The organism is Pseudomonas sp. LAIL14HWK12:I7 (genome assembly GCF_000483465.1).
Taxonomy (GTDB): Bacteria; Pseudomonadota; Gammaproteobacteria; order Pseudomonadales; family Pseudomonadaceae; genus Aquipseudomonas; species Aquipseudomonas kermanshahensis.
Genome location: NZ_AXYZ01000004.1, coordinates 58,023 through 81,052 on the forward strand (window position 1 = coordinate 58,023; position 23,030 = coordinate 81,052).

Annotated in this window: 21 protein-coding genes and 1 pseudogene; 13 read left to right on the forward strand and 9 right to left on the reverse strand. The window is 62.3% G+C overall.

What is annotated here, in order from left to right:
• The first annotated feature begins 14 nt into the window (after positions 1 to 14).
• From D886_RS0104315 to D886_RS0104350, 8 genes are all read left to right on the forward strand, one after another.
• Positions 15 to 686 (forward strand): Bax inhibitor-1/YccA family protein, encoded by a 672-nt coding sequence (locus D886_RS0104315; RefSeq protein ID WP_003251184.1) that lies wholly within the window; start codon positions 15 to 17, stop codon positions 684 to 686.
• A 181-nt stretch (positions 687 to 867) separates the two neighbouring features.
• Complete coding sequence (locus D886_RS0104320; RefSeq protein ID WP_027592720.1) at positions 868 to 2,247, forward strand: nucleobase:cation symporter-2 family protein; 1,380 nt, start codon at positions 868 to 870, stop codon at positions 2,245 to 2,247.
• A gap of 117 nt (positions 2,248 to 2,364) precedes the next feature.
• Positions 2,365 to 2,757 (forward strand): sulfurtransferase complex subunit TusD, encoded by a 393-nt coding sequence (gene tusD, locus D886_RS0104325; protein ID WP_027592721.1) that lies wholly within the window; start codon positions 2,365 to 2,367, stop codon positions 2,755 to 2,757.
• Position 2,758: 1 nt separating this feature from the next.
• Complete coding sequence (gene tusC, locus D886_RS0104330) at positions 2,759 to 3,118, forward strand: sulfurtransferase complex subunit TusC (RefSeq protein ID WP_027592722.1); 360 nt, start codon at positions 2,759 to 2,761, stop codon at positions 3,116 to 3,118.
• Positions 3,118 to 3,414 (forward strand): sulfurtransferase complex subunit TusB, encoded by a 297-nt coding sequence (gene tusB, locus D886_RS0104335; RefSeq protein ID WP_027592723.1) that lies wholly within the window; start codon positions 3,118 to 3,120, stop codon positions 3,412 to 3,414. Before tusC ends, tusB begins: the two co-directional genes overlap by 1 nt.
• Positions 3,411 to 3,746: a TusE/DsrC/DsvC family sulfur relay protein gene (locus D886_RS0104340; RefSeq protein WP_027592724.1), complete on the forward strand. Its 336-nt coding sequence runs from the start codon at positions 3,411 to 3,413 to the stop codon at positions 3,744 to 3,746. The genes tusB and D886_RS0104340 overlap by 4 nt, the downstream gene beginning before the upstream one ends.
• On the forward strand, positions 3,743 to 4,744 hold the full coding sequence (locus D886_RS0104345; RefSeq protein WP_027592725.1) for a glycosyl transferase family protein: 1,002 nt from the start codon (positions 3,743 to 3,745) through the stop codon (positions 4,742 to 4,744). Before D886_RS0104340 ends, D886_RS0104345 begins: the two co-directional genes overlap by 4 nt.
• 94 nt (positions 4,745 to 4,838) lie before the next feature.
• Positions 4,839 to 5,801, forward strand: coding sequence for a glutathione S-transferase family protein (locus tag D886_RS0104350; protein ID WP_027592726.1), 963 nt, complete (start codon positions 4,839 to 4,841; stop codon positions 5,799 to 5,801).
• 115 nt (positions 5,802 to 5,916) lie between these two features.
• On the opposite strand, the gene cysG is transcribed toward D886_RS0104350, so the two are convergent.
• The 6 genes from cysG to D886_RS0104380 form a co-directional block, all read right to left on the reverse strand.
• On the reverse strand, positions 5,917 to 7,308 hold the full coding sequence (cysG, locus tag D886_RS0104355; protein WP_027592727.1) for a siroheme synthase CysG: 1,392 nt from the start codon (positions 7,306 to 7,308) through the stop codon (positions 5,917 to 5,919).
• Positions 7,309 to 8,589, reverse strand: a complete 1,281-nt coding sequence (gene serS, locus D886_RS0104360) for a serine--tRNA ligase (RefSeq protein ID WP_027592728.1) — start codon at positions 8,587 to 8,589, stop codon at positions 7,309 to 7,311.
• Positions 8,590 to 8,619: 30 nt separating this feature from the next.
• Complete coding sequence (gene crcB, locus D886_RS0104365; protein ID WP_027592729.1) at positions 8,620 to 8,994, reverse strand: fluoride efflux transporter CrcB; 375 nt, start codon at positions 8,992 to 8,994, stop codon at positions 8,620 to 8,622.
• Positions 8,991 to 10,316 carry a replication-associated recombination protein A gene (locus D886_RS0104370; protein WP_027592730.1) on the reverse strand — a complete coding sequence of 442 codons (1,326 nt, stop codon included), beginning with the start codon at positions 10,314 to 10,316 and terminating at the stop codon, positions 8,991 to 8,993. The genes crcB and D886_RS0104370 overlap by 4 nt, the downstream gene beginning before the upstream one ends.
• Positions 10,317 to 10,328: 12 nt before the next feature.
• The gene (gene lolA, locus D886_RS0104375; RefSeq protein ID WP_027592731.1) at positions 10,329 to 10,952 is read right to left on the reverse strand and encodes an outer membrane lipoprotein chaperone LolA; all 624 of its coding nucleotides are present in this window, start codon (positions 10,950 to 10,952) and stop codon (positions 10,329 to 10,331) included.
• Positions 10,953 to 11,013: 61 nt separating this feature from the next.
• The gene (locus D886_RS0104380) at positions 11,014 to 13,425 is read right to left on the reverse strand and encodes a DNA translocase FtsK (RefSeq protein ID WP_177323873.1); all 2,412 of its coding nucleotides are present in this window, start codon (positions 13,423 to 13,425) and stop codon (positions 11,014 to 11,016) included.
• 402 nt (positions 13,426 to 13,827) lie between these two features.
• Between D886_RS0104380 and aat the strand changes: the two genes are divergently transcribed.
• The 3 genes from aat to infA all read left to right on the forward strand — a co-directional run bounded on the left by aat (position 13,828) and on the right by infA (position 15,593).
• Positions 13,828 to 14,508, forward strand: a complete 681-nt coding sequence (aat, locus tag D886_RS0104385) for a leucyl/phenylalanyl-tRNA--protein transferase (RefSeq protein WP_027592733.1) — start codon at positions 13,828 to 13,830, stop codon at positions 14,506 to 14,508.
• 56 nt (positions 14,509 to 14,564) lie between these two features.
• Positions 14,565 to 15,272 (forward strand): arginyltransferase, encoded by a 708-nt coding sequence (locus D886_RS0104390; protein ID WP_027592734.1) that lies wholly within the window; start codon positions 14,565 to 14,567, stop codon positions 15,270 to 15,272.
• Positions 15,273 to 15,374: 102 nt separating this feature from the next.
• Complete coding sequence (infA, locus tag D886_RS0104395) at positions 15,375 to 15,593, forward strand: translation initiation factor IF-1 (protein WP_002553999.1); 219 nt, start codon at positions 15,375 to 15,377, stop codon at positions 15,591 to 15,593.
• Positions 15,594 to 15,761: 168 nt separating this feature from the next.
• On the opposite strand, the gene clpA is transcribed toward infA, so the two are convergent.
• Positions 15,762 to 18,032, reverse strand: a complete 2,271-nt coding sequence (gene clpA, locus D886_RS0104400; protein ID WP_027592735.1) for an ATP-dependent Clp protease ATP-binding subunit ClpA — start codon at positions 18,030 to 18,032, stop codon at positions 15,762 to 15,764.
• Between the two features lie 30 nt (positions 18,033 to 18,062).
• The gene (gene clpS, locus D886_RS0104405) at positions 18,063 to 18,425 is read right to left on the reverse strand and encodes an ATP-dependent Clp protease adapter ClpS (RefSeq protein ID WP_003251220.1); all 363 of its coding nucleotides are present in this window, start codon (positions 18,423 to 18,425) and stop codon (positions 18,063 to 18,065) included.
• A gap of 230 nt (positions 18,426 to 18,655) precedes the next feature.
• Here clpS and cspD point away from each other — a divergent pair.
• Positions 18,656 to 18,914: pseudogene (cspD, locus tag D886_RS0104410) on the forward strand (cold shock domain-containing protein CspD); the annotation flags it as partial.
• Between the two features lie 71 nt (positions 18,915 to 18,985).
• On the opposite strand, the gene icd reads toward cspD, so the two are convergent.
• A complete protein-coding gene (icd, locus tag D886_RS0104415) occupies positions 18,986 to 20,242 on the reverse strand; it encodes an NADP-dependent isocitrate dehydrogenase (RefSeq protein WP_027592737.1) in 1,257 nt (418 codons plus the stop codon).
• A gap of 414 nt (positions 20,243 to 20,656) precedes the next feature.
• Here icd and D886_RS0104420 point away from each other — a divergent pair, with 414 nt between their 5' ends.
• The gene (locus D886_RS0104420) at positions 20,657 to 22,882 is read left to right on the forward strand and encodes an NADP-dependent isocitrate dehydrogenase (RefSeq protein ID WP_027592738.1); all 2,226 of its coding nucleotides are present in this window, start codon (positions 20,657 to 20,659) and stop codon (positions 22,880 to 22,882) included.
• Positions 22,883 to 23,030: the final 148 nt, after the last annotated feature.

Below are 23,030 nucleotides of genomic sequence, written 5' to 3' on the forward strand. Positions count from 1 at the left end.
CAAGGAGCCTCGCCATGCGCGAACAGGATTACGCCGTACACCACGGCCAGCAGGTCGAGCAGCAGGAGATCAGCAAAGTCCTGCGCAACACGTACAGCCTGCTGGCACTCACCCTCGCCTTCAGCGGTGTCATGGCCTTTGTGGCCCAGCAGATGCGCGTCGGCTACCCGAACGTGTTCGTGGTGCTGATCGGCTTCTACGGGTTGTTCTTCCTCACCAACAAACTGCGTGATTCGGCCTGGGGCCTGGTGTCCACCTTCGCCCTCACTGGCTTCATGGGCTTCATCCTCGGCCCTATCCTCAACCGTTACCTGGGCATGGCCGGTGGCGCTGAAGTGGTCAGCTCGGCATTCGCCATGACCGCACTGGTGTTCGGTGGCCTGTCGGCCTATGTGCTGATCACCCGCAAGGACATGAGCTTCCTCAGCGGCTTCATCACGGCAGGCTTCTTCGTGCTGCTGGGTGCGGTGGTTGCCAGCTTCTTCTTCCAGATCAGCGGCCTGCAACTGGCGATCAGCGCTGGCTTCGTGCTGTTCTCGTCGGTCTGCATTCTGTTCCAGACCAGCGCGATCATCCATGGCGGCGAGCGTAACTACATCATGGCGACCATCAGCCTGTATGTATCGATCTACAACCTGTTCGTCAGCCTGCTGCAGCTGTTCGGCATCATGGGCCGCGACGACTGATACCGCGCCTCATGACAAAAAGCCCGCTTCGGCGGGCTTTTTTGTGCGCCAAAGACTGACTTAAAAGTCAGCTTATTGAGCGAACAGACACCGATCATGCCGCCATCGTGCTTGCCCCTACCCCAATTGCGCTTCAGCCCGTAGAATGCGCTCCTTTTTTCTTCCGGGGCGGCTTTCTGCAATGAGCTCACACGAACACAGCCCAGGCGCATCGGCGCCTGCCAATGAACTGGTGCTGGGTCTTGAGGACAAGCCACGGCTGCTGATCGGCCTGCTGGCGGCGCTGCAGCACCTGCTGGCGATCATCGTGCCGATCGTGACACCTGGCCTGCTTATTTGCCAGGCGCTGGGTGTTTCGGCGCGGGACACCAACCTGATCGTATCCATGTCGCTGGTGATCTCCGGCATTGCCACCTTCGTTCAGTGCAAGCGCTTCGGGCCGTTTGGCGCGGGGTTGCTGATCGTTCAGGGCACCAGCTTCAACTTCGTCGGGCCGTTGATTGCTGGCGGCGCGCTAATGGTGAAGCAAGGCACGCCGGTGGAAGGCGTGATGGCGGCCATTTTTGGCGTGGTGATCGCAGGTTCGTTCGTGGAGATGGGTGTGTCGCGCATCCTGCCGTTCGTCAAACGCCTGATCACGCCACTGGTGACCGGCATCGTCGTGCTGATGATTGGCCTGACCCTGATCAAGGTCGGCCTGATCAGCATGGGCGGCGGCTTTGGCGCGATGGCCAACGGCACCTTCGCCAATGGCGAAAACCTGCTGCTGTCGGGCGTGGTGCTGGCGATCATCGTCATTCTCAACCGCATCCCGGTGGTATGGATGCGCAGCTGCGCTATCGTCATCGCCTTGGCGGTGGGCTATGCGCTGGCGGGCTACCTCGGCCGCCTGGACTTCACCGGCATGCACGAGGCTGCGCTGTTCCAGGTGCCCACGCCGCTGCACTTTGGCCTTAGCTTCTCGTGGGCGCTGTTCATTCCGATGCTGGTGATCTACCTGGTGACATCGCTGGAAGCCATTGGTGACGTTACCGCCACCAGCAAGGTCTCGCGCCAACCGGTCGAAGGCCCGGTGTGGATGCAGCGGATCAAAGGCGGCGTGCTGGTCAACGGCGCCAACTCGCTGCTGGCCGGCTTGTTCAACACCTTCCCCAGCTCAATCTTCGCCCAGAACAACGGCGTTATTCAGCTGACCGGCATCGCCAGCCGCCATATCGGCATCTGGATCGCCGTGATGCTGGTGCTGTTGGGCCTGTTCCCGTCGGTTGCCGGAGTAATCCAGGCGGTACCAGAGCCAGTACTGGGTGGCGCGGCCATGGTGATGTTCGGCGCGGTAGCGGCCTCGGGTATCAACATCCTGGCCAGCACGCAGCTGGACCGTCGCGCCCTGCTGATCATTTCCGTGTCGCTGGCCTTGGGCCTGGGCGTGGCCCAGGTACCTGAGTTCCTGGCCCACATGCCGGCGGCAATCCGCAATGTGCTGGAGTCGGGCGTCGCCACCGGCGGTATTTGCGCCCTGGTGCTGAACTGGTTCCTGCCAGAGAGCAAAGAGCGCGCCTGACCCTTCAGCACCTCGCTGAAAAGCCCACCCCCTCTGCACAAGGCCACGAGGTCCTTGTATGAGCGGGGTTGGGCTTTTTTGCTTTATCATGGCGGCATTCCTTTGCATGAGTTGTCCATGAAATTCGCTATCGCGGTTTTTTCCCCGGCCCATGCGCCCTCCTCGCGCCGCGCCCTGCGCTTTGCCGAGGCGGTGCTGGCCGGCGGGCATGAGGTTGCCCGGTTGTTCTTCTATCAGGACGGGGTGCACAGTGCCTCGGCCAACGTGGTAACGCCCCAGGACGAGTTGGATGTCGCCGCTCAATGGCGCACCTTCATCGACCTCCACCAGTTGGACGCGGTGGTGTGCATTGCCGCTGCGTTGCGCCGTGGCGTGCTCGACGAGGCCGAAGCCAGCCGCTATCAACGGCCGGCCGCGAACCTGCCCAAGCCCTGGGAGCTGTCCGGGCTCGGCCAACTTCACGAGGCGGCGCAGAGTGCCGATCGGCTGATCTGCTTCGGAGGCGATTGAAATGGCCAAGTCCTTGTTGATCATCAGCCGCCAGGCACCCTGGAACGGCCCATCGGCCCGTGAGGCACTGGACATCGCACTGGCCGGTGGCGCGTTCGACCTGCCACTGGGCATGCTGTTCCTGGACGATGGCGTGTTCCAGCTCGCCCCGGGCCAGCAACCCGCAGCCTTGCAACAGAAGAACCTGGCGGCCAACCTGCAGGCTTTGCCGATGTTCGGCGTCGAAGCGCTCTTCGCCTGCAGCCATAGCCTGCGCCAGCGCGGCCTTGCCGCCGACACCCTGGCGCTACCGGTGCAGGTGCTAGACGACGCGGCACTGACCGCATTGATCGCCCGTTTTGACCAGGTGGTAACGCTGTGATGACAACCCTGCATGTAATTGCCCACTCGCCCTTCGCCGACGACCGCCTGGCCAGTTGCCTGCGCCTGCTCGGCGCCGACGATGCACTGCTGCTGTGCGGTGACGCGGTCTATGCACTGCACGCCGACAGCGAGCCCCAGCGCCTGCTGCAAGCCGCCGCGCTCGAGCAGCGCTTGTTCGCCCTCGAAGAAGACCTGCACGCCCGCGCGGTCGCCAACGACCTGGCCACGCCTGTGGACTATGCGGCATTCGTCGAGCTGTCGCTGCATTACGACAAGGTCAACAGCTGGCTATGAGTACGCTGAACGTTGGCGATCAAACGATTGCCCTGGACAAGGACGGCTTCCTGGTCGACCTGCACGACTGGTCCCCTGCCGTCGCCGATGCCCTCGCCACGCGTGAAGGCATCCCGCTGACCGCTGACCACTGGGAAATCCTCGAGCTGCTGCGCCAGTTCTACCAGGAATTCCAGCTTTCGCCGGCCACACGCCCGCTAATCAAGTACACCGCGCTGAAGCTGGGCCCTGAAAAGGGCAACAGCCCGCACCTGAACCGCCTGTTCAACGGCACTCCTGCCAAACTTGCCGCCAAGCTGGCGGGCCTGCCCAAGCCGACCAACTGCATATGATCGAACCACGCCCGCTCACCCTGGAAACACCCGCCGAACACCCGTTCGCCGAATTCGTGCGCATCCTTGGCAAAGGCAAGCGCGGCGCGCGCGGCCTGACCCGCGAAGAAGCCCGCGCGGCCATGACCTTGCTGCTGGAAGGCAAAGTCGAGGACACCCAGCTCGGTGCCTTCCTCATGCTGCTGCGGCACAAGGAAGAAAGCGCCGATGAACTGGCCGGTTTCACCGAGGCCCTGCGCGCGCACTTGCAAGCGCCGCACATTGCCGTGGACCTGGACTGGCCCACGTACGCGGGCAAGAAGCGCCACCTGCCCTGGTACCTGCTGGCGGCCAAGTGCCTGGCCAACAACGGGGTGCGCATCCTGATGCATGGCGGCGGCGCCCACACCGCCGGGCGCATGTTCACTGAACAACTGCTCGAACAGCTGCAGATTCCGCTGAGCCGCGACTGGACGGCCGTCAGCACCGCGCTCGACCAGCAGCGGCTGGCGTTTTTCCCGCTGCAGGACTGGGCACCCCAATTGCAACGCATGATTGACCTGCGCAACACCTTGGGCCTGCGCTCGCCAATTCACTCCTTGGTTCGGGTACTGAACCCGCTGGGTGCACGCTGCGGCCTGCAGAGCATCTTCCACCCTGGCTACCAGGCGGTGCACCGTGAAGCTAGCCGCCTGCTCGGCGACCATGCCGTGGTGATCAAGGGCGATGGCGGCGAGATCGAGGTCAATCCCGATGTCATCAGCCATCTCTATGGCACTACAGCGGGCGAGGCCTGGGATGAAGAGTGGCCAGCCCTGAGCGAACGCCGCCATGTCAAACCATCGAGCCTGCAGCCGCAGCAACTGCTCGCCGTGTGGCAGGGCGAAGCCGAAGACAGCTACGGCGAAATGGCCGTGGTCGCCACCATGGCCCTGGCCTTGCGCGGGCTGGGGCAGAACCGTGACGACGCCTTCGCCACAGCGCGTCGCTACTGGAGCGAACGCAACGCATCGATTTAATCGATTAAAGACCCCGAGTCTTTGCGCTATTTATTCGAACGATATTCCCTAGACTGGGCTCCAACGACAAACAACTTTGTTCCAGGAGCTCAACATGGGCCTTTTGATCGACGGCCGCTGGCACGACCAGTGGTATGAAACCGGCAAAGACGGGGCCTTCAAACGCGAAAACGCCCAGCGCCGCAACGCGTTGCCCGCACCCGAGGCCGGCCGTTATCACCTGTACGTGTCGCTGGCTTGCCCATGGGCGCACCGCACCCTGATTTTCCGTGCCCTCAAGGGCCTGTCGCCGCTCATCGATGTGTCGGTGGTGAGCTGGCTGATGCAAGAGAATGGCTGGACCTTCGACCAGCAGCAGGGCTCCACCGGCGACCACCTCGACGCACTCGAATTCCTGCACCAACGCTACACCCAGGATGACCCGCACTACACTGGGCGCGTTACCGTGCCGGTGCTGTGGGACAAAAAAGAGAAGCGTATCGTCAACAACGAATCGGCCGAGATCATCCGCATCTTCAACAGCGCCTTCGACGAGCTGACCGGCAACCGCCTGGACCTCTACCCCGAGCCCTTGCGCCCGGCGATCGAAGCGCTGAACGAACGGATCTACCCCGCGGTGAACAATGGTGTCTACCGCGCAGGCTTCGCCACCACGCAAGAGGCCTACGAGGCCGCGTTTGACGAGGTGTTCAATGAGCTGGATTACCTGGAAGACGTGCTGAGCCGCAATCGCTACCTTGCTGGCGAGTACCTCACCGAGGCGGATGTACGACTGTTCACTACGTTGGTGCGCTTTGATGCGGTGTACCACGGGCACTTCAAGTGCAACCTGCGACGCCTGAGCGACTACCACAACCTGTCAAACTGGCTGCGCGAAGTGTACCAGTGGCCGGGGGTGGCGCAGACGGTGGATATGGAGCATATCCAGAAGCATTACTACATGAGCCACAAGACCATCAACCCGAATGGGATCGTGCCTAAAGGGCCATTGCAGGACTTTGGTCTGGCGCATGATCGGGAGCGGTTGGTGGGCCAGGGAATCTGGGTTAACCGGTGACACAGCGGGGCTGCTTTGCAGCCCTTCGCAGCACAAGGCTGCTCCTACAGCTCCGGCGCACGCCTGTGTAGGAGCAGCCTTGTGCTGCGAAGGGCCGCAAACGGCCCCACCCGTTTCAGCTATGTTGCGAACCTTCAAACCACGCCAGCTTCTCACGCAACTGCACCACTTCCCCCACAATCACCAGGGTCGGCGCATGCACTTCATGCTGGGCGACAAGCGCCGGCAAATCCGCCAGGGTACCCGTAAACACCCGTTGATTGCGCGTAGTGCCTTGCTGCACCAGCGCCGCTGGCGTACTGGCCGCACGCCCATGACGAATCAGTTCGGCGCAAATGGTCGGCAAGCCTACCAACCCCATGTAGAACACCAGGGTTTGCGCCGGTGCCACCAGGTCATCCCAAGGCAAATTGCTGGTGCCATCCTTGAGGTGCCCGGTCACGAAGCGCACCGATTGGGCGTAGTCGCGATGGGTCAGCGGGATGCCGCCATAGGCTGAACAACCACTGGCCGCGGTAATGCCGGGCACCACCTGGAAGGGGATGCCCTGCTCGGCCAGCTGTTCGATCTCCTCGCCACCACGGCCAAAGATGAACGGATCGCCACCCTTGAGCCGCAGCACGCGTTTGCCCTGCTTGGCCAAGTCGACCAGCAGGCGGTTGATCTGGTCCTGCGGCACGGCATGGTCAGCGCGGCGCTTGCCGACGTAGATACGCTCGGCATCACGCCGGCACATGTCGATGATGGCCGGGGCCACCAGGCGGTCGTACAGCACCACATCGGCCTGCTGCATCAGGCGCAAGGCGCGGAAGGTCAACAAGTCCGGATCGCCCGGCCCTGCCCCCACCAGATACACCTCACCGCCCTGCTGCACCGGCGCGCCATCGACCATGGCCTGCAACAGGCGTTCGGCCTCAGCACCCTGCCCGGCCAGCTGACGCTCGGCAATCGGGCCCTGGAAGACATTTTCCCAAAAGCCGCGACGCTGGTTGACGTCTGGGTACAGGCGTTTGACCTGGTGCCGGAACCGCGCCGCCAGCCCGGCCAGTTCGCCGTAGGCCGAAGGGATCCACGCTTCCAGCTTGGCGCGAATCAAACGCGCCAGCACGGGCGCATCACCCCCACTGGAGACTGCCACCACCAACGGCGAGCGGTCGACGATGGCCGGGAAGATCACCGTGCACAGGGCCGGCGCGTCCACCACGTTGACCGGCAGGTTGAGCGCCTGGGCATCGGCCGACACCTGGGCGTTCAGCCCAGCGTCATCAGTGGCCGCGATCACCAGCCGGCAACCGACCAGGTCGGGCGCCTGATAGCCGCGCACCAAGACCTCACCGCCACCTTCCCGGGCCAGTGCGGCCAGTTGGCCGTCAACCTCGGGCGCCACCACGCGCAGCGCGGCGCCGGCATCCGCCAGCAGGCGCGCTTTGCGCAAGGCAATTTCACCGCCGCCGACGACCAGTACCCGGCCGCCCTGCAGCTTGTGGAACAGTGGCAGGTAATCCATTTAGCGGATGACCTCGACACCACCCATGTACGGCTTGAGCACCTCAGGCACACGGATCGAACCGTCGGCCTGCTGGTAGTTCTCCAATACCGCCACCAGGGTGCGGCCTACTGCCAGGCCGGAACCGTTGAGGGTATGCACCAGCTCTGGTTTGCCGGTTTCCGGGTTGCGCCAGCGGGCTTGCATGCGACGCGCCTGGAAATCACCGCAGTTGGAGCAGGAGCTGATCTCGCGGTACTTGTCCTGGCTCGGTACCCACACTTCCAGGTCGTAGGTTTTCACCGCACCGAAGCCCATGTCGCCGGTGCACAGCGCCAGTACCCGGTAGGGCAGTTCCAACAGCTGCAGCACGCGCTCGGCATTGCCGGTCAGGCCTTCGAGGGCTTCCATCGACTTGGATGGCTCGACTACCTGGACCATTTCGACCTTGTCGAACTGGTGCTGGCGGATCATGCCACGGGTGTCACGGCCCGATGCGCCGGCTTCACTGCGGAAGCAAGGCGTGTGGGCGACCAGCTTGAGCGGCAGTTGCTTGGCATCAAGGATTTCACCGGCAACCAAGTTGGTCAGCGAAACCTCGGCGGTTGGGATCAGGTAGAAGTCAGCTTCGCCTTCGCGGCTGATCTTGAACAGGTCTTCCTCGAACTTCGGCAGCTGGCCGGTGCCCTGCAGGGCCGGCGCTTGTACCAGGTACGGGGTGTAGTGCTCTTCGTAGCCGTGCTCGCCGGTGTGCAGGTTGATCATGAACTGCGCCAGGGCGCGGTGCAGACGGGCAATCGGGCCACGCAGCACGGCAAAGCGGGCGCCAGACAGCTTGGCTGCCGCTTCGAAGTCCAGGCCACCGCTGATTTCGCCCAGGGCGACGTGGTCTTTGATTTCAAAGTCGAAGGCCTTAGGGGTGCCCCAGCGGCGTACTTCAACGTTGTCGTCTTCGCTGGCACCAACCGGCACGCTGGCGTCCGGCAGGTTAGGAATGGTCAGCAGGATGCTATCCAGCTCAGCCTGGATGCCGTCCAGCTCGACTTTGCCTGCGGCCAGCTCATTGGCCATGCGCTCGACGTCGGCCATCAGCGGCGCGATATCTTCGCCCTTGGCCTTGGCCTGGCCGATGGACTTGGAACGGGCGTTACGCTCGGCCTGCAGTTGCTCGGTGCGCGTCTGCACGGCCTTGCGGCGCTCTTCCAGTGATTCGATGCGCGCGACATCCAGGCTGAAGCCACGGGAGGCCAGGCGATCCGCCACTTCCTGAAGTTGGCCGCGTAACAGTTTGGAATCGAGCATATCGTTCTCTCGTTATGTGTAGGTGTTGGTTCAGAATCGGGTCAAGGACAGGCCAGCCCAGGTCGCGAGCAGCCCGCCCACCACGCTGATACCGGTATAGCCCAAAGCCAGGGGCATCTGCCCGCTTTCCATGAGGCGTACGGTATCGAGCGAAAAGGAGGAAAACGTGGTTAAGCCGCCCAGGAAGCCGACGATCAGGCCCGCGCGCAGCTCGACCGGCACCAGGGGCTTGTGCAAAAACAGGCCATACAGCAGGCCGATCAACAGGCAGCCGATCAAATTGACCGCCAGCGTACCGAGATAGAAGTGCCGTGGCCAGTGGGCAACCACCCAGTTCGTGGTGGCGAAGCGCAGTAACGTGCCGGCGATGCCGCCTGCACTGACGGCGGCGATCAATGCAATCACGGTTTTCTCCGTTGCCGGGGGCTGCTGCGATCCAGCTCGGCCAGGTGCCGCAGCTTCTCGCCGATCTTCAGCTCCAGGCCGCGGGGCACGGGTTGGTAATACTGGCGAGGCTCGAGTTGGTCAGGGAAGTAGTCTTCACCTGCCGCGTAGGCATCGGGCTCGTCATGGGCATAGCGGTATTCGTCGCCGTAGCCCAATTGCTTCATCAACTTGGTCGGGGCGTTGCGCAGGTGCAGCGGCACTTCCAGCGAACCATGCTCGGTCGCCTCACGCAGGGCAGTCTTGAAGCCCATGTATACCGCATTGCTCTTTGGCGCACAGGCGATGTAGGTGATGGCCTGGGCCACGGCCAGCTCACCCTCGGGGCTGCCCAGGCGCTCTTGCACGTCCCACGCCGACAGGCAAAGGCTCAGAGCACGAGGGTCGGCGTTGCCGATGTCTTCGCTGGCCATGCGCACCACGCGGCGGGCGATGTACAGCGGGTCGCACCCCCCATCGAGCATGCGCGCGAACCAATACAGCGCGGCATCGGGGTTGGAGCCACGCACCGATTTGTGCAACGCTGAGATCTGGTCATAGAACGCCTCGCCGCCCTTATCGAAGCGCCGACGGCTGTCCCCGAGCAGGCTTTGCAGCAGCTCCACGCCAATTTCGCTGCCATCTTCAGCCAGGTCCGAGGCGTTTTCGAGAAAGTTGAGCATGCGCCGGCCATCGCCGTCGGCGGCAGCCATGAGCATCTTGAAGGCCTCGTCGCCCACCTGCAGGTTGTGCTTGCCCAGGCCGCGCTCTTCGCTCAAGGCACGGTCGACGAGCTTGCGCAGCGCCGGCTCGTCCAAGCTCTTGAGCACGTACACCCGCGCGCGCGAAAGCAACGCATTGTTGAGCTCGAAGGACGGGTTTTCGGTGGTGGCGCCAATGAAGATCAGCGTGCCATCTTCCACGTAGGGCAAAAAGGCGTCCTGCTGCGACTTGTTGAAGCGGTGCACTTCGTCGACGAACAGGATGGTGCGACGGCCATACTGGGCCGCCTGCTGCTTGGCCACCTCGACCGCCTGGCGAATCTCCTTGACCCCTGCCAGTACCGCCGAGACCGTTTCGAAGTGCGCGTCACAGAACTGCGCCAGCAGCCGCGCCAAGGTGGTCTTGCCCACCCCGGGCGGCCCCCAGAAGATCATCGAGTGCAACGCCCCCTGCTCCAGCGCTTCGCGCAGCGGCTTGCCGCGCGCCAGCAGGTGCTCCTGGCCAACGTACTCGTCCAGGTTGGACGGGCGCAGGCGAGCAGCCAGGGGCTGGGCGACGGGTTCGCTTCGAAACAGGTCCATCACGGGCTCCGGTTACTCCTGGATGATATCCGCGCCTTTCGGGACATCGAACTTGAACTTGCTGTCAGGCACCGCCTGGTTGGCCTTCACCCCACTGAACAGGATGTTTGTCCGCTGGCCGACGCTGTCGATCAGCTGCATGTCATTGATCAGGCCCTTGCGGAACGACACGCGCAGGGAGTCGAACAAGGTGTCCTTGGTTTTCGGCTTCAAGGTGAAATCCATGACTTCGCCCTGCTCCTTGGACGCGATGTCGAAGCTTTGGCTGATCTTCGACACGTCACCGGACAGCAGCAGCGCCGGGGTCTGGTTCAGGCGTACATCAAGCTTCTTGATGGTGGCCTGCTCAAGGTCCGGGTCCCACAGGGTGACCATCTTGCCATCAGACACCACCACCTGCTCCTGCGGGGCATCGGTGTGCCAGTAGAAAAGGCCCGGGCGCTTGACGGTCATCTGGCCCTTGGTCTCCTGCAAGCTGGTGCCGTCGGCACCCAGCGTCAGCTGAGAGAAATTGGCATCGATCGTCTGCGACTTTTCCAGCAACTGGGTCAGGCGCTTCACGTCCAACTCGCCGGCATGGGCCGACACAGAGCCCATGGCCAGGGCAGAAACCAACAGCATGCGAATCGCGCGCATGGAAATCCTCGTAGGACAGTAAATGAGCCAGGCGCCGATCAGGCGCCCGGCAAGGTGTTCATCAATCGCGCGGGCCGCCTGGGGCTATCACTTCCCGCGAGCCGTTGCTGTTCATCGGGGTGACCACGCCGGCCATCTCCATTGCCTCGATCATGCGTGCGGCACGGTTGTAGCCGATCTTCAGCTTGCGCTGCACAGCAGAAATGGAGGCACGGCGGCTCTCGAGCACGAACTGCACGGCTTCATCATACAGTGCATCGCTTTCCGAATCGTCGCCGTCACCACCACCGCCGCCGCCTTCGAAGCCGCTGCCGGCCTCTTCGACGCCGTTGAGGATGTCGTCGTTGTAGTCCGGCGCGCCACGCAGCTTCCAGGCTTCCACCACGCGGTGCACTTCGTCATCGGAAACGAACGCGCCGTGCACGCGGATCGGCAAGCTGGTGCCGGGTGGCATGTACAGCATGTCACCGTGACCGAGCAACTGCTCGGCGCCACCCTGGTCGATGATGGTGCGGGAGTCGATCTTGCTCGACACCTGGAACGCCATGCGCGTCGGGATGTTGGCCTTGATCAGGCCGGTGATCACGTCAACCGACGGGCGCTGGGTGGCGAGGATCAGGTGAATACCGGCGGCCCGCGCTTTCTGGGCGATACGGGCGATCAGTTCTTCGACCTTTTTGCCGACGATCATCATCATGTCGGCGAATTCGTCGACCACCACCACGATGGTCGGCAGGGTCTTCAGCGCGGGTGGCTCGTCGTCCATGCTCTCGCGACGGTACAGCGGGTCGTGGATGACCTCGCCGGCCTCCTGAGCGTCCTTGATCTTGCGGTTGAAGCCGCCCAGGTTACGCACGCCCATCGCGGCCATCAGCTTGTAGCGCCGCTCCATCTCGGCGACGCTCCAGCGCAGCGCGTTGGCGGCGTCCTTCATGTCGGTGACCACCGGGCACAACAGGTGCGGGATGCCTTCGTAGATCGACAGTTCGAGCATCTTCGGGTCGATCATGATCAGCCGCGCGTCTTCCGGGCCGGACTTGAACAGGATCGACAGGATCATCGCGTTCACACCCACCGACTTACCAGAACCGGTAGTACCGGCCACCAGCAGGTGCGGCATCTTGGCCAGGTCGGTGATCACCGGTTTGCCACCGATGTCATGGCCCAAGGCCAACGCAACCGGCGACTTGGACTCGTCGAACTGCGGCGACGACAGCACTTCAGAGAAGCGCACCATCTGCCGGTTTTCGTTAGGGATCTCGATACCCACGGTGGTCTTGCCCGGGATCACCTCGACCACGCGCACGCTGGTCACCGCCAGCGAGCGCGCCAGGTCCTTGGCCAGGTTGGCGATACGGCTGACCTTGACCCCTGCCGCGGGCTGGATTTCGTAGCGGGTAATGACCGGGCCTGGGTGGATGGAGTCCACCGAGACTTCCACGCCGAATTCCTTGAGCTTGATTTCCAGCAGCTGGCCAACACCGGCCAGGGATTCTGGCGAGTACTCGATCTTTTTCTGCTCGGCCGGATCGAGAATGGAGATCGACGGCAACGTGCCTTCCACAGCGCTGTCGACGAACAGCGGGGTCTGTTTTTCCTTCATCACCCGCTTGCTCGGCTCTGGCGCCTTGGCCGGGGCTGGCGGGATGATCACTGGCGCCGCAGGTTGCTCGCGGGGCACCACTGTCTCGCGCGCCACCACGGGTTCGCGCGGTGGGGCAGGCCGGGCGGGCGCCTCTTCGCGCTCGACGCTACGCTCACGCAGCTGAGGCTTGACCGGCTCGCGCTTCTGCGCAGCCGCTGGCGCGGTGTTGAAACTCGGTTCATCCACCTCACGCAACTGCGCCTCCAGGCGCTTGCGCTCGTTGCGGGCTTCCCACCAGCGGTTGGCGGCGCCTTGCACCAGCTCGAACAGGTCGAGGGTGATCTTGCCGGTAAGGTCCATCACTTTGAACCAGGACAGGTCGGTGAACACCGTCAGGCCAAACAGGAACAGGGCAATGAACATCAACGTGCTGCCCTGCACGTTCAACAGGCTGCGCGCCAGTTCGCCCAGGCTTTCGCCGAGGGCACCGCCCGCGGAGAACGGAATGCTCGCCGGCGGGTGGAAATGGATATGCGCCAGGGCTGCGCCCGACAGCACCAGGAACACCAGCCCGATCAGGCGCCAGGAGAACAGCCAGCCGCTCCACTCCCAGGGTTGGTGGCGCTCGCGGAAGATCTGCCAGGTCTTGATCGCCAGCAACAGCGGGAAGATGTAGGCGAAATAGCCCAGCACCATGAACAGGATGTCGGCGAAGTAGGCCCCTGCTCGCCCGGCGGCGTTTTGCACCTGGTCAATGTTGCTGGTGTGGCTGAAGCCAGGGTCGGAAGTGTCGTAGGTCAGCAGCGCCATCCACAGGTACAGGCACAGGGCGCCGACAGCGATCAACGCACCTTCCTTGAGACGATAGTGCAGCTGCTGCCGCCACATAGGCACTGGCAAGGGAGCTGGAGTTGCGGTGGATTTCTTCAAAACGCGTCTATTCCTGCGCGTGCTGCGCGTCCAATAGTGATCGGCCGGTGTCTGGCCAATGAACCACTACTTTTAACATTACTGCCCGCCAGCCGCCATGGCGGCGCGCCGCACATGGGCTTGAGGGGGCTGCTTTCACTTAGCTGCAATTTGAGCATGCATTTTCTTTTGTGACAAAGGCTTATGCTGTGTTTTTGCACAGGTGTGACAGCAAATGTCCCGGATGGTGCCTGAGGCCTCATGAATGTGTAGGAAAATGCCTAAGGGCTGCCTGCGCTACGGCGAATGAACCGCAGTGATTGACCCTGCTTTTCAGCCACGCCATGCTGACCACTCCCCTCCCCCACCGCACGATAGACCATGCTTACCTGGCTGACCCGCGACTCGCTGACCTTTCCGCCACTGGAAAAGGCCCTGCACGAACCCAACGGCTTGCTCGCCGCCGGCGGCGACCTGAGCCCCGAGCGCCTGGTGCAGGCCTATCGCCACGGCTGCTTCCCCTGGTACCAGGACGGCCAGCCGATCCTCTGGTGGTCACCCAACCCTCGCACCGTGCTGCTGCCAGACGAACTGCACATCTCGCGCTCGCTGGCGAAGTTCATGCGCCAGGGCCACTACCAGGTCAGTTTCGACACCGACTTCTCCAGCGTGATCGCCGCCTGCGCCGCGCCGCGTGACTACGCCGACGGCACCTGGATCACCGACACCCTGCGCGCGGCCTACTGCGAGCTGCACCGGCTCGGCTACGCCCATTCGGTGGAGGTGCGCCAGGACGGTGAGCTGGTCGGCGGCCTGTACGGCCTGGCCATGGGCCGCCTGTTCTTCGGCGAATCGATGTTCAGCCGCGCCGACAATGCCTCCAAGGTCGGCTTCGTGACCCTAGTCACACACCTGCGCCAGGCCGGTTTTGTGCTGATCGACTGCCAGATGCCGACCAACCACCTGCACAGCCTTGGCGCGCGCGCCATCAGCCGCGCCGACTTTGCCGACTACCTCGCGCGCTACCTCGACCAGCCCAACAGCGCCACCTGGGTTCCCTAGGCGAGTTCTCAGAGCTGGCTTACACTTAAGGCAAAGTCTCACCGAAGGGGTTGATCATGACAGAGTTGGCGCGGTTGAAGTTTTATGCCACTCAACCCCACTCCTGCAGCTACCTGCCCGAGGAGCAGGCAACCACGCTGTTTCTCGACCCCAGCCAGCCAATGGACGTGAACGTGTACGCCGACCTGTCGGAGATGGGTTTTCGGCGCAGTGGCGATCACCTGTACCGCCCCCATTGCCAAAACTGCAACGCCTGTGTGCCAGCACGCATTCCGGCGGCGCGCTTCATCCCCAACCGCCAGCAACGGCGCATTCTAAAGCGCAACGCCGACTTGACCGTGACCGCCGCACGCCCGGCGTTCAAGGAAGAGTATTTCGACCTGTACCGGCGCTACATCGAAACCCGTCATGCCGACGGCGACATGTACCCGCCCAGCCGTGATCAGTTTTCCACCTTCCTGGTACGTGACCTGCCCTTCTGCTGGTTCTACGAGTTCCGCCTGGCAGGGCGCCTGCTGGCGGTGGCGGTATGCGACCTGCTGCCCAACGGCTTGTCGGCGGTCTACACCTTCTACGAGCCCGACGAAGAGCGCCGCAGCCTGGGCCGTTTCGCCATCCTCTGGCAGATCACCGAAGCCCTTCGGCAGAACCTGGAGGCGGTTTACCTCGGGTACTGGATCAAGAACTGCAAGAAGATGAACTACAAGACCCAGTATCGCCCCATCGAGCTGCTGATCAACCAACGCTGGGTCACCCTCAACTGAAAGCATTGGCTTGAAATACTATTTTCCGGCATAATCCACGCCACTTTTTTGCCCGGTGCGGTTATGCGTCGGGCCAACACTGGACACCGAGGGCTCAACTGCATGTCGAAAGAAGACAGCTTCGAAATGGAAGGTACTGTCGTCGACACCCTGCCCAACACCATGTTCCGCGTGGAGTTGGAAAACGGGCACGTCGTAACCGCGCACATCTCCGGAAAGATGCGCAAGAACTACATCCGTATTCTCACTGGCGACAAGGTCCGCGTCGAACTGACACCTTACGACCTGAGCAAAGGCCGCATCACGTATCGTGCGCGCTAAGCCCAAGCCATGAAAAAGCCCGGCCAAGTGCCGGGCTTTTTTGTGCCTGCAAGAGTGGCTGGGCTGCTTTGCAGCCCATTCGCAGCGCAAGGCTGCTCCTACCTGGGAATGTGACACCCTGTAGGAGCAGCCTTGCGCTGCGAATGGGCCGCAAAGCGGCCCCCGCTATCACGCCACCTCAGCCGTGGTTTCGAAGTCGAACACCAACTCGCCATCGCGCAAGTCGACGTGCACCACGCCGCCATGCTCGGCCAGCTCACCGAACAGGATCTCTTCAGCCAGCGGCCGCTTGATCTTGTCCTGGATCAGCCGCGCCATCGGCCGTGCACCCATCTGCACGTCGTAGCCCGACGCCGCCAGCCAGCCGCGCGCTTCATCACTGACCTCCAACAGCACACGTTTATCTTCCAGCTGCGCCTGCAGTTCGATAAGGAACTTGTCGACGATGCTCTTGATGGTTTCGTGGCTCAGGCGGCCAAACTGGATGATGGTGTCCAGGCGGTTGCGGAACTCCGGCGTGAAGCTCTTGCGAATGACTTCCATGGCATCGGACGCATGGTCCTGATGGGTAAACCCGATCGAAGCCCGCGCCGCAGTCTCAGCCCCGGCGTTGGTGGTCATGATCAGGATCACGTTACGGAAGTCTGCCTTACGCCCGTTGTTGTCGGTCAGCGTGCCGTGGTCCATCACCTGCAGCAGCAGGTTGAAGACTTCAGGGTGCGCCTTCTCGATTTCGTCCAGCAACAACACGCAATGCGGCTGCTTGGTGATCGCCTCGGTCAACAGGCCACCTTGGTCGAACCCGACATAGCCAGGCGGTGCACCGATCAAGCGCGAAACGGTATGCCGCTCCATGTACTCAGACATGTCGAAGCGCACCAGCTCCACACCCAGCGCCTTGGCCAACTGCCGCGCCGCTTCGGTCTTGCCGACACCGGTAGGCCCGGCGAACAGGAACGAACCCACCGGCTTGTCGGGCGCCTTGAGCCCCGCACGGGACAGCTTGATCGCCGTCGCCAGCGAGTCGATGGCAGCGTCCTGCCCGAACACGGTCAGCTTCAGGTCACGCTCAAGGTTGCGCAGCAGCTCCTTGTCGGAACTGGTGACATGCTTCGGCGGAATCCGCGCGATCTTGGCGACAATGTCTTCGACTTGTGGCACTTCGATACGCTTGACTCGGTTTGCCTCAGGCTGCAGGCGCTGATAGGCACCCGCCTCGTCGATCACGTCGATGGCCTTGTCCGGCATGTGCCGGTCGTTGATGTAGCGCGAGGCCAGCTCTGCAGCGGCGCGCAGGGCTTCGTCGCTGTACTCGATGTTGTGGTGGCTCTCGAACCGGCCCTTGAGCCCGCGCAGGATCCCCACGGTGTCTTCCACCGAAGGCTCGCTGACATCGACCTTCTGGAAACGCCGTGCCAGTGCACGGTCCTTCTCGAAGATGCCGCGGAATTCCTGGAAGGTGGTCGAACCGATGCAGCGAATGTCGCCAGACGACAGCAGCGGCTTGAGCAGGTTGGACGCATCCATGACCCCACCGGAAGCCGCACCGGCGCCGATGATGGTGTGGATCTCGTCAATGAACAGGATCGCCTGCGGGCGTTTGCGCAGTTCGCCGAGCAGCGCCTTGAAGCGCTTCTCGAAGTCGCCGCGGTACTTGGTACCGGCCAGCAGTGCACCCAGGTCGAGGGAATACACCACGCTCTGGGCCAGCAGGTCAGGCACCTGGCCGTCGACGATACGCTTGGCCAGGCCTTCGGCGATGGCCGTCTTGCCCACCCCGGCCTCACCGACCAGCAGCGGGTTGTTTTTGCGCCGGCGCGCCAGGATCTGCGCAACACGCTCGACTTCCTGCTCACGCCCCACCAGCGGGTCGATGCGACCGGCACGTGCCAGTTCGTTCAGGTTGCTGGCATAGGCATCCAGCGGGTTGCTCGACGATGACGTTTCGCCACCGTCCTCGTCCTGCATCTCCTGGTCGCCTTCGGTGTTGGGGCCATGGCCCGGCACCTTGGAAATACCGTGAGCGATGTAGTTGACCACGTCGATACGGGCCACGCTCTGCTGCTTGAGCAGGAACACGGCCTGGCTTTCCTGTTCGCTGAAGATCGCCACCAGCACATTGGCGCCGGTCACTTCGCGCTTGCCGGAGCTCTGCACATGGAACACGGCACGCTGCAGCACACGCTGGAAGCCCAGGGTAGGCTGGGTTTCGCGGTCTTCGTCGTTAACCGGAATCAGGGGTGTGGTGGAATCGATGAACTCTTGCAGGTCGTGCTTGAGTTTGTCGAGATTGGCGCCACAGGCGCGCAGAACGGTCGCAGCAGCCTCATTGTCAAGGAGTGCCAGCAGCAGATGTTCGACGGTCATGAACTCATGACGCTTCGAACGAGCCTCCTTGAAGGCCAGATTGAGGGTGACTTCGAGCTCGCGGTTTAACATAGCTTCACCTCATACCCAAGTGGTCGGCGATTAACCGTCCTTCTCGATTTCACAGAGTAGCGGATGCTGGCTTTCCCTGGCGTATTGGTTGACCTGCATGGCCTTTGTTTCGGCGATGTCACGGGTAAACAATCCGCACACTGCCCGCCCCTCGGTATGGACGGTCAGCATGATCTTGGTCGCCAGCTCGCGGTTCAGACTGAAGAACGTCTCGAGCACTTCGACGACGAAATCCATTGGTGTGTAGTCATCGTTGAACAAAACCACCTTGTACATCGGTGGCGCCTGCAGGATCGGCTTGGCTTCCTGGACAGCAAGACCTGAGCCGTCGTCCTCATTCGATTGCGGGCGATCCTGATTGAATGTTAGTCGAATCTCACTAGGTGCATGCATGGAAAGAATTTCATCATGATCGACAGGTTAAAGTTGTGGGTTGAGCGCAAAGTCAGCCTCCGGCGCACGCGCCGCATGACCTTGACTATCGGCAAAACGGTGTTACAACCAATAAGAACCCACCGTGGTCGATAAAGATCCGCGCAGTCAACCAGATTTTTCGCATGGTTCGTATGCGGATGAAGTGGATGATACTCCAGTGATGGAGTCCTTTGCAGAGGGACATAGGGATGGCAAGCGGTAAAGTCAAGTGGTTCAACAATGCCAAGGGCTACGGATTCATCAACGAGGAAGGTAAATCCGATGACCTTTTCGCTCATTACTCGGCCATCCAGATGGACGGATACAAGACGCTGAAGGCTGGCCAGTCCGTGGAGTTCGACATCATCCAGGGCCCCAAAGGCCTGCACGCGGTCAACATAAAGGACGCCGCTGCCGCTGCGGCTGCCAAGGCCCAAGGCCAGACCGCAAGCGAAACCGCCAGAGCCTGACCACTGCTCCGTGTGGGTATACGAAAAAACCGGTCGCCTCTTTAGCCAGGCGACCGGTTTTCTCTTGCCTCACATATGCTTGATCATCTCATCGCCAAAGCCCGAGCTGCCCACCAACGTCGCCCCGTCCATCAGGCGTTCGAAGTCATAGGTCACGGTCTTGGCGGCAATCGCGCCATTGGTGCCCTTGATGATCAGGTCGGCCGCCTCGGTCCAGCCCATGTGGCGCAGCATCATCTCTGCAGACAGAATCACTGACCCCGGGTTGACCTTGTCCTGCCCGGCGTACTTGGGCGCGGTGCCGTGGGTGGCCTCGAACATGGCCACGGTATCCGACAGGTTGGCACCCGGCGCAATGCCAATACCACCCACCTCTGCCGCCAGGGCGTCGGACAGGTAGTCGCCATTGAGGTTGAGGGTGGCGATCACGTCGTATTCAGCTGGGCGCAGCAGGATCTGCTGGAGCATGGCGTCGGCGATGGCATCCTTGACGATGACCTCACGCCCAGTCTTGGGGTTTTTGAACGTCATCCAGGGGCCGCCGTCGAGCAGCTCGGCAGCAAACTCGTCGCGGGCCACCTCGTAGCCCCAATCCTTGAAGGCCCCTTCGGTGAACTTCATGATGTTGCCCTTGTGCACCAGGGTCAGCGACTCGCGGTCGTTGTCCACCACGTATTGCAGAGCCTTGCGCACCAAGCGCTTGGTACCCTCGCGGGAAACCGGTTTGACGCCGATACCGCAGTCCTGGTCGAAACGGATCTTGGTGACGCCCATTTCCTCCTTGAGGAACTTGATCACCTTGTTCGCCTCAGGCGAGCCGGCTTTCCATTCGATGCCGGCGTAGATGTCTTCGGAGTTTTCGCGGAAGATCACCATGTCGACATCGCCCGGTTTTTTCACCGGGCTCGGCACGCCCTGGAACCACACCACCGGGCGCAGGCACACGTACAGGTCAAGCTGCTGGCGCAACGCCACGTTCAGCGAGCGGATACCGCCCCCAACCGGCGTGGTCAGCGGGCCCTTGATCGACACCACGTACTCGCGCACCGCATCGAGGGTTTCCTGCGGCAGCCAGGTGTCCTGGTCATAGACCTGGGTGGCCTTCTCGCCCGCGTACACCTCCATCCAGGCAATCTTGCGCTTGCCGCCGTAGGCCTTCTGCACGGCGGCGTCCACGACCTTGATCATCACCGGCGAGACATCGACGCCAATCCCATCGCCTTCGATATAAGGAATGATGGGGTTATCGGGCACATTGAGCGAATGGTCTGCATTGACGGTGATCTTGGTGCCGTCGGTCGGAACCTTGATTTTCTGGTATCCCATGCTTGCACTACTCCGCTTTCGGGTGTGATTGGACATCCTGCAATCCAATGAGCCTAAACCACATCTGCTGACCTGCAAGGGCTGCGACATCGCGCCACATTGCCCCTACGTCTTTGGTCTTATAAATGGCGCCGATGTCACTTGGCCTTGCTGATTAGCCCAAAGGGTTTGATATACTCCGCCGCGACCGAAGGGTCATTGGGGCGATCCCTAGGAAAATGCGGCTCGCCCTTGGCCAAGAACGGCCACAAAGCCTGGGCTGTTACCGCAGCTCAGCACTTGACGCTCGACTGATGCATCCACCATCACCGCTCGCAGCCTCTCGACTTTCCGCTCATGGCGTCGCCAGGGCGAAGCGCCTACCCTGCGCACCTCGAGACTCGAGTACGCTCAGCACATAGAGAGTTAACCCGCATGCCCACCCGTTCCAAGATCATCTATACCTTCACCGACGAAGCCCCCGCCCTCGCCACCTACTCGCTGCTGCCGATCGTCGAAGCCTTCACCGCTTCCGCTGACATCGCCGTCGAAACTCGCGACATCTCCCTGGCCGGCCGTATCCTCGCGGCATTCCCGGAGCAACTGGGCGCCGAGAAGCAAGTAGGCGATCACCTGGCGGAACTGGGCCAACTGGCTACTACGCCTGAAGCGAACATCATCAAGCTGCCGAACATCAGCGCCTCGGTACCGCAGCTCAAGGCCGCGATCAAGGAACTGCAAGGCAAGGGCTTCAACATCCCTGACTACGCCGATGAGCCGTCCACCGAGGCCGAAAAAGAATCTCGCGCCCGTTACGACCGCATCAAAGGCAGCGCCGTTAACCCGGTACTGCGCGAAGGCAACTCTGACCGCCGCGCGCCGCTGTCGGTCAAGAACTACGCACGCAAGCACCCGCACAAGATGGGCGCCTGGGCTGCCGACTCGCAGTCGCACGTTGCCCACATGACCCAAGGCGACTTCTACGGCAGCGAAAAGGCCGCCCTGATCGAGGCTGACGACAGCCTGCGCATCGAGCTGGTCGCCAAAGACGGCACCACCACCGTCCTGAAAGCCAAGACCGCGGTCAAGGCTGCCGAAATCGTCGACTGCGCGACCATGAGCCGCAAAGCCCTGAAAGCCTTCATCGCCGAGCAGATCGCCGATGCCAAGGCCTCCGGCGTGCTGCTGTCGGTGCACCTGAAAGCCACCATGATGAAGGTCTCCGACCCGATCATGTTCGGCGTCATCGTCGAAGAGTTTTATAACGACGTGCTGGCCAAGCACGCCGCTGCACTGGCTGAAGTAGGCTTCAACGCCAACAACGGCATCGGCGACCTGTACGCCCGCATCAAGGACCTGCCAGCTGACAAGCAGGCCGAGATCGAAGCCGACATCCAGGCTCTGTACGCCGTTCGCCCGGCCCTGGCCATGGTCAACTCCGACAAAGGCATCACCAACCTGCACGTACCGAGCGACGTCATCGTCGACGCCTCGATGCCGGCCATGATCCGTGACTCGGGCAAGATGTGGAACACCGCCGGCGAGCTGCAAGACGCCAAGGCGATCATCCCGGACCGCTGCTACGCCGGCATCTACCAGGCCACCATCGAAGACTGCAAAGTCAACGGTGCCTTCGACCCGACCACCATGGGCAGCGTGCCGAACGTTGGCCTGATGGCGCAGAAAGCCGAAGAGTACGGCTCCCACGACAAGACCTTCCAGATCCAGGCCGATGGCGTGGTACGTGTGGTCGATGGCAAAGGCCAGGTCGTGCTGCAGCAGAACGTCGAAGCCGGTGACATCTTCCGCATGTGCCAGACCAAAGACGCGCCGATCCAAGACTGGGTCAAGCTGGCCGTCAACCGTGCCCGCCTGAGCAACACCCCGGCGGTGTTCTGGCTGGACCCGGCTCGCGCCCACGACGGCGTGATGATCGAGAAAGTCCAGAAGTACCTGAAGGATCACGACACCGCTGGCCTGGACATCCGTGTCCTGGCACCGGTCGATGCCATCAAGTTCTCCCTGGCTCGCATCCGCGAAGGCAAGGACACCATCTCGGTGACCGGCAACGTGCTGCGCGACTACCTGACCGACCTGTTCCCGATCATGGAGCTGGGCACCAGCGCCAAGATGCTGTCGATCGTCCCGCTGATGAACGGCGGTGGCCTGTTCGAAACCGGCGCTGGCGGTTCGGCACCGAAGCACGTGCAGCAGCTGGTTGAAGAGAACTTCCTGCGTTGGGACTCGCTGGGTGAATTCCTGGCCCTGGCCGCTTCCCTGGAGCACCTGGGCAACACCTACGACAACCCGCGCGCCAAAGTCCTGGCCAACACCCTGGACCAGGCCACCGGCAAGTTCCTCGACACCAACAAGTCGCCTTCGCGCAAAGTCGGTGGTATCGACAACCGCGGCAGCCACTTCTACCTGACCCTGTACTGGGCCGAGGCCCTGGCTGCTCAAGCTGACGACGCCGCCCTGCAGGCGCGTTTCGCACCGCTGGCAAAAGCCCTGGCCGAGAACGAAGCGACCATCGTCGCCGAGCTCAACGCCGTTCAAGGCAAGCCGGCCGACATCGGTGGCTACTACGCCCCGAATGCCGAGCTGACCGCCAAGGTGATGCGCCCAAGCCAGACCTTCAACAGCGCCATTGCCGCCCTGTAAGGTCCGCTTGAAGTAACCCCACAAACCCCGGCCACGCACCGGGGTTTGTGCTTTCTGGATCTTGGGGGCTGCTTTGCAGCCCATCGCCGGCAAGCCAGCTCCCACAGGTGATGCATACCCTGAGATGTATGCATCACCTGTGGGAGCT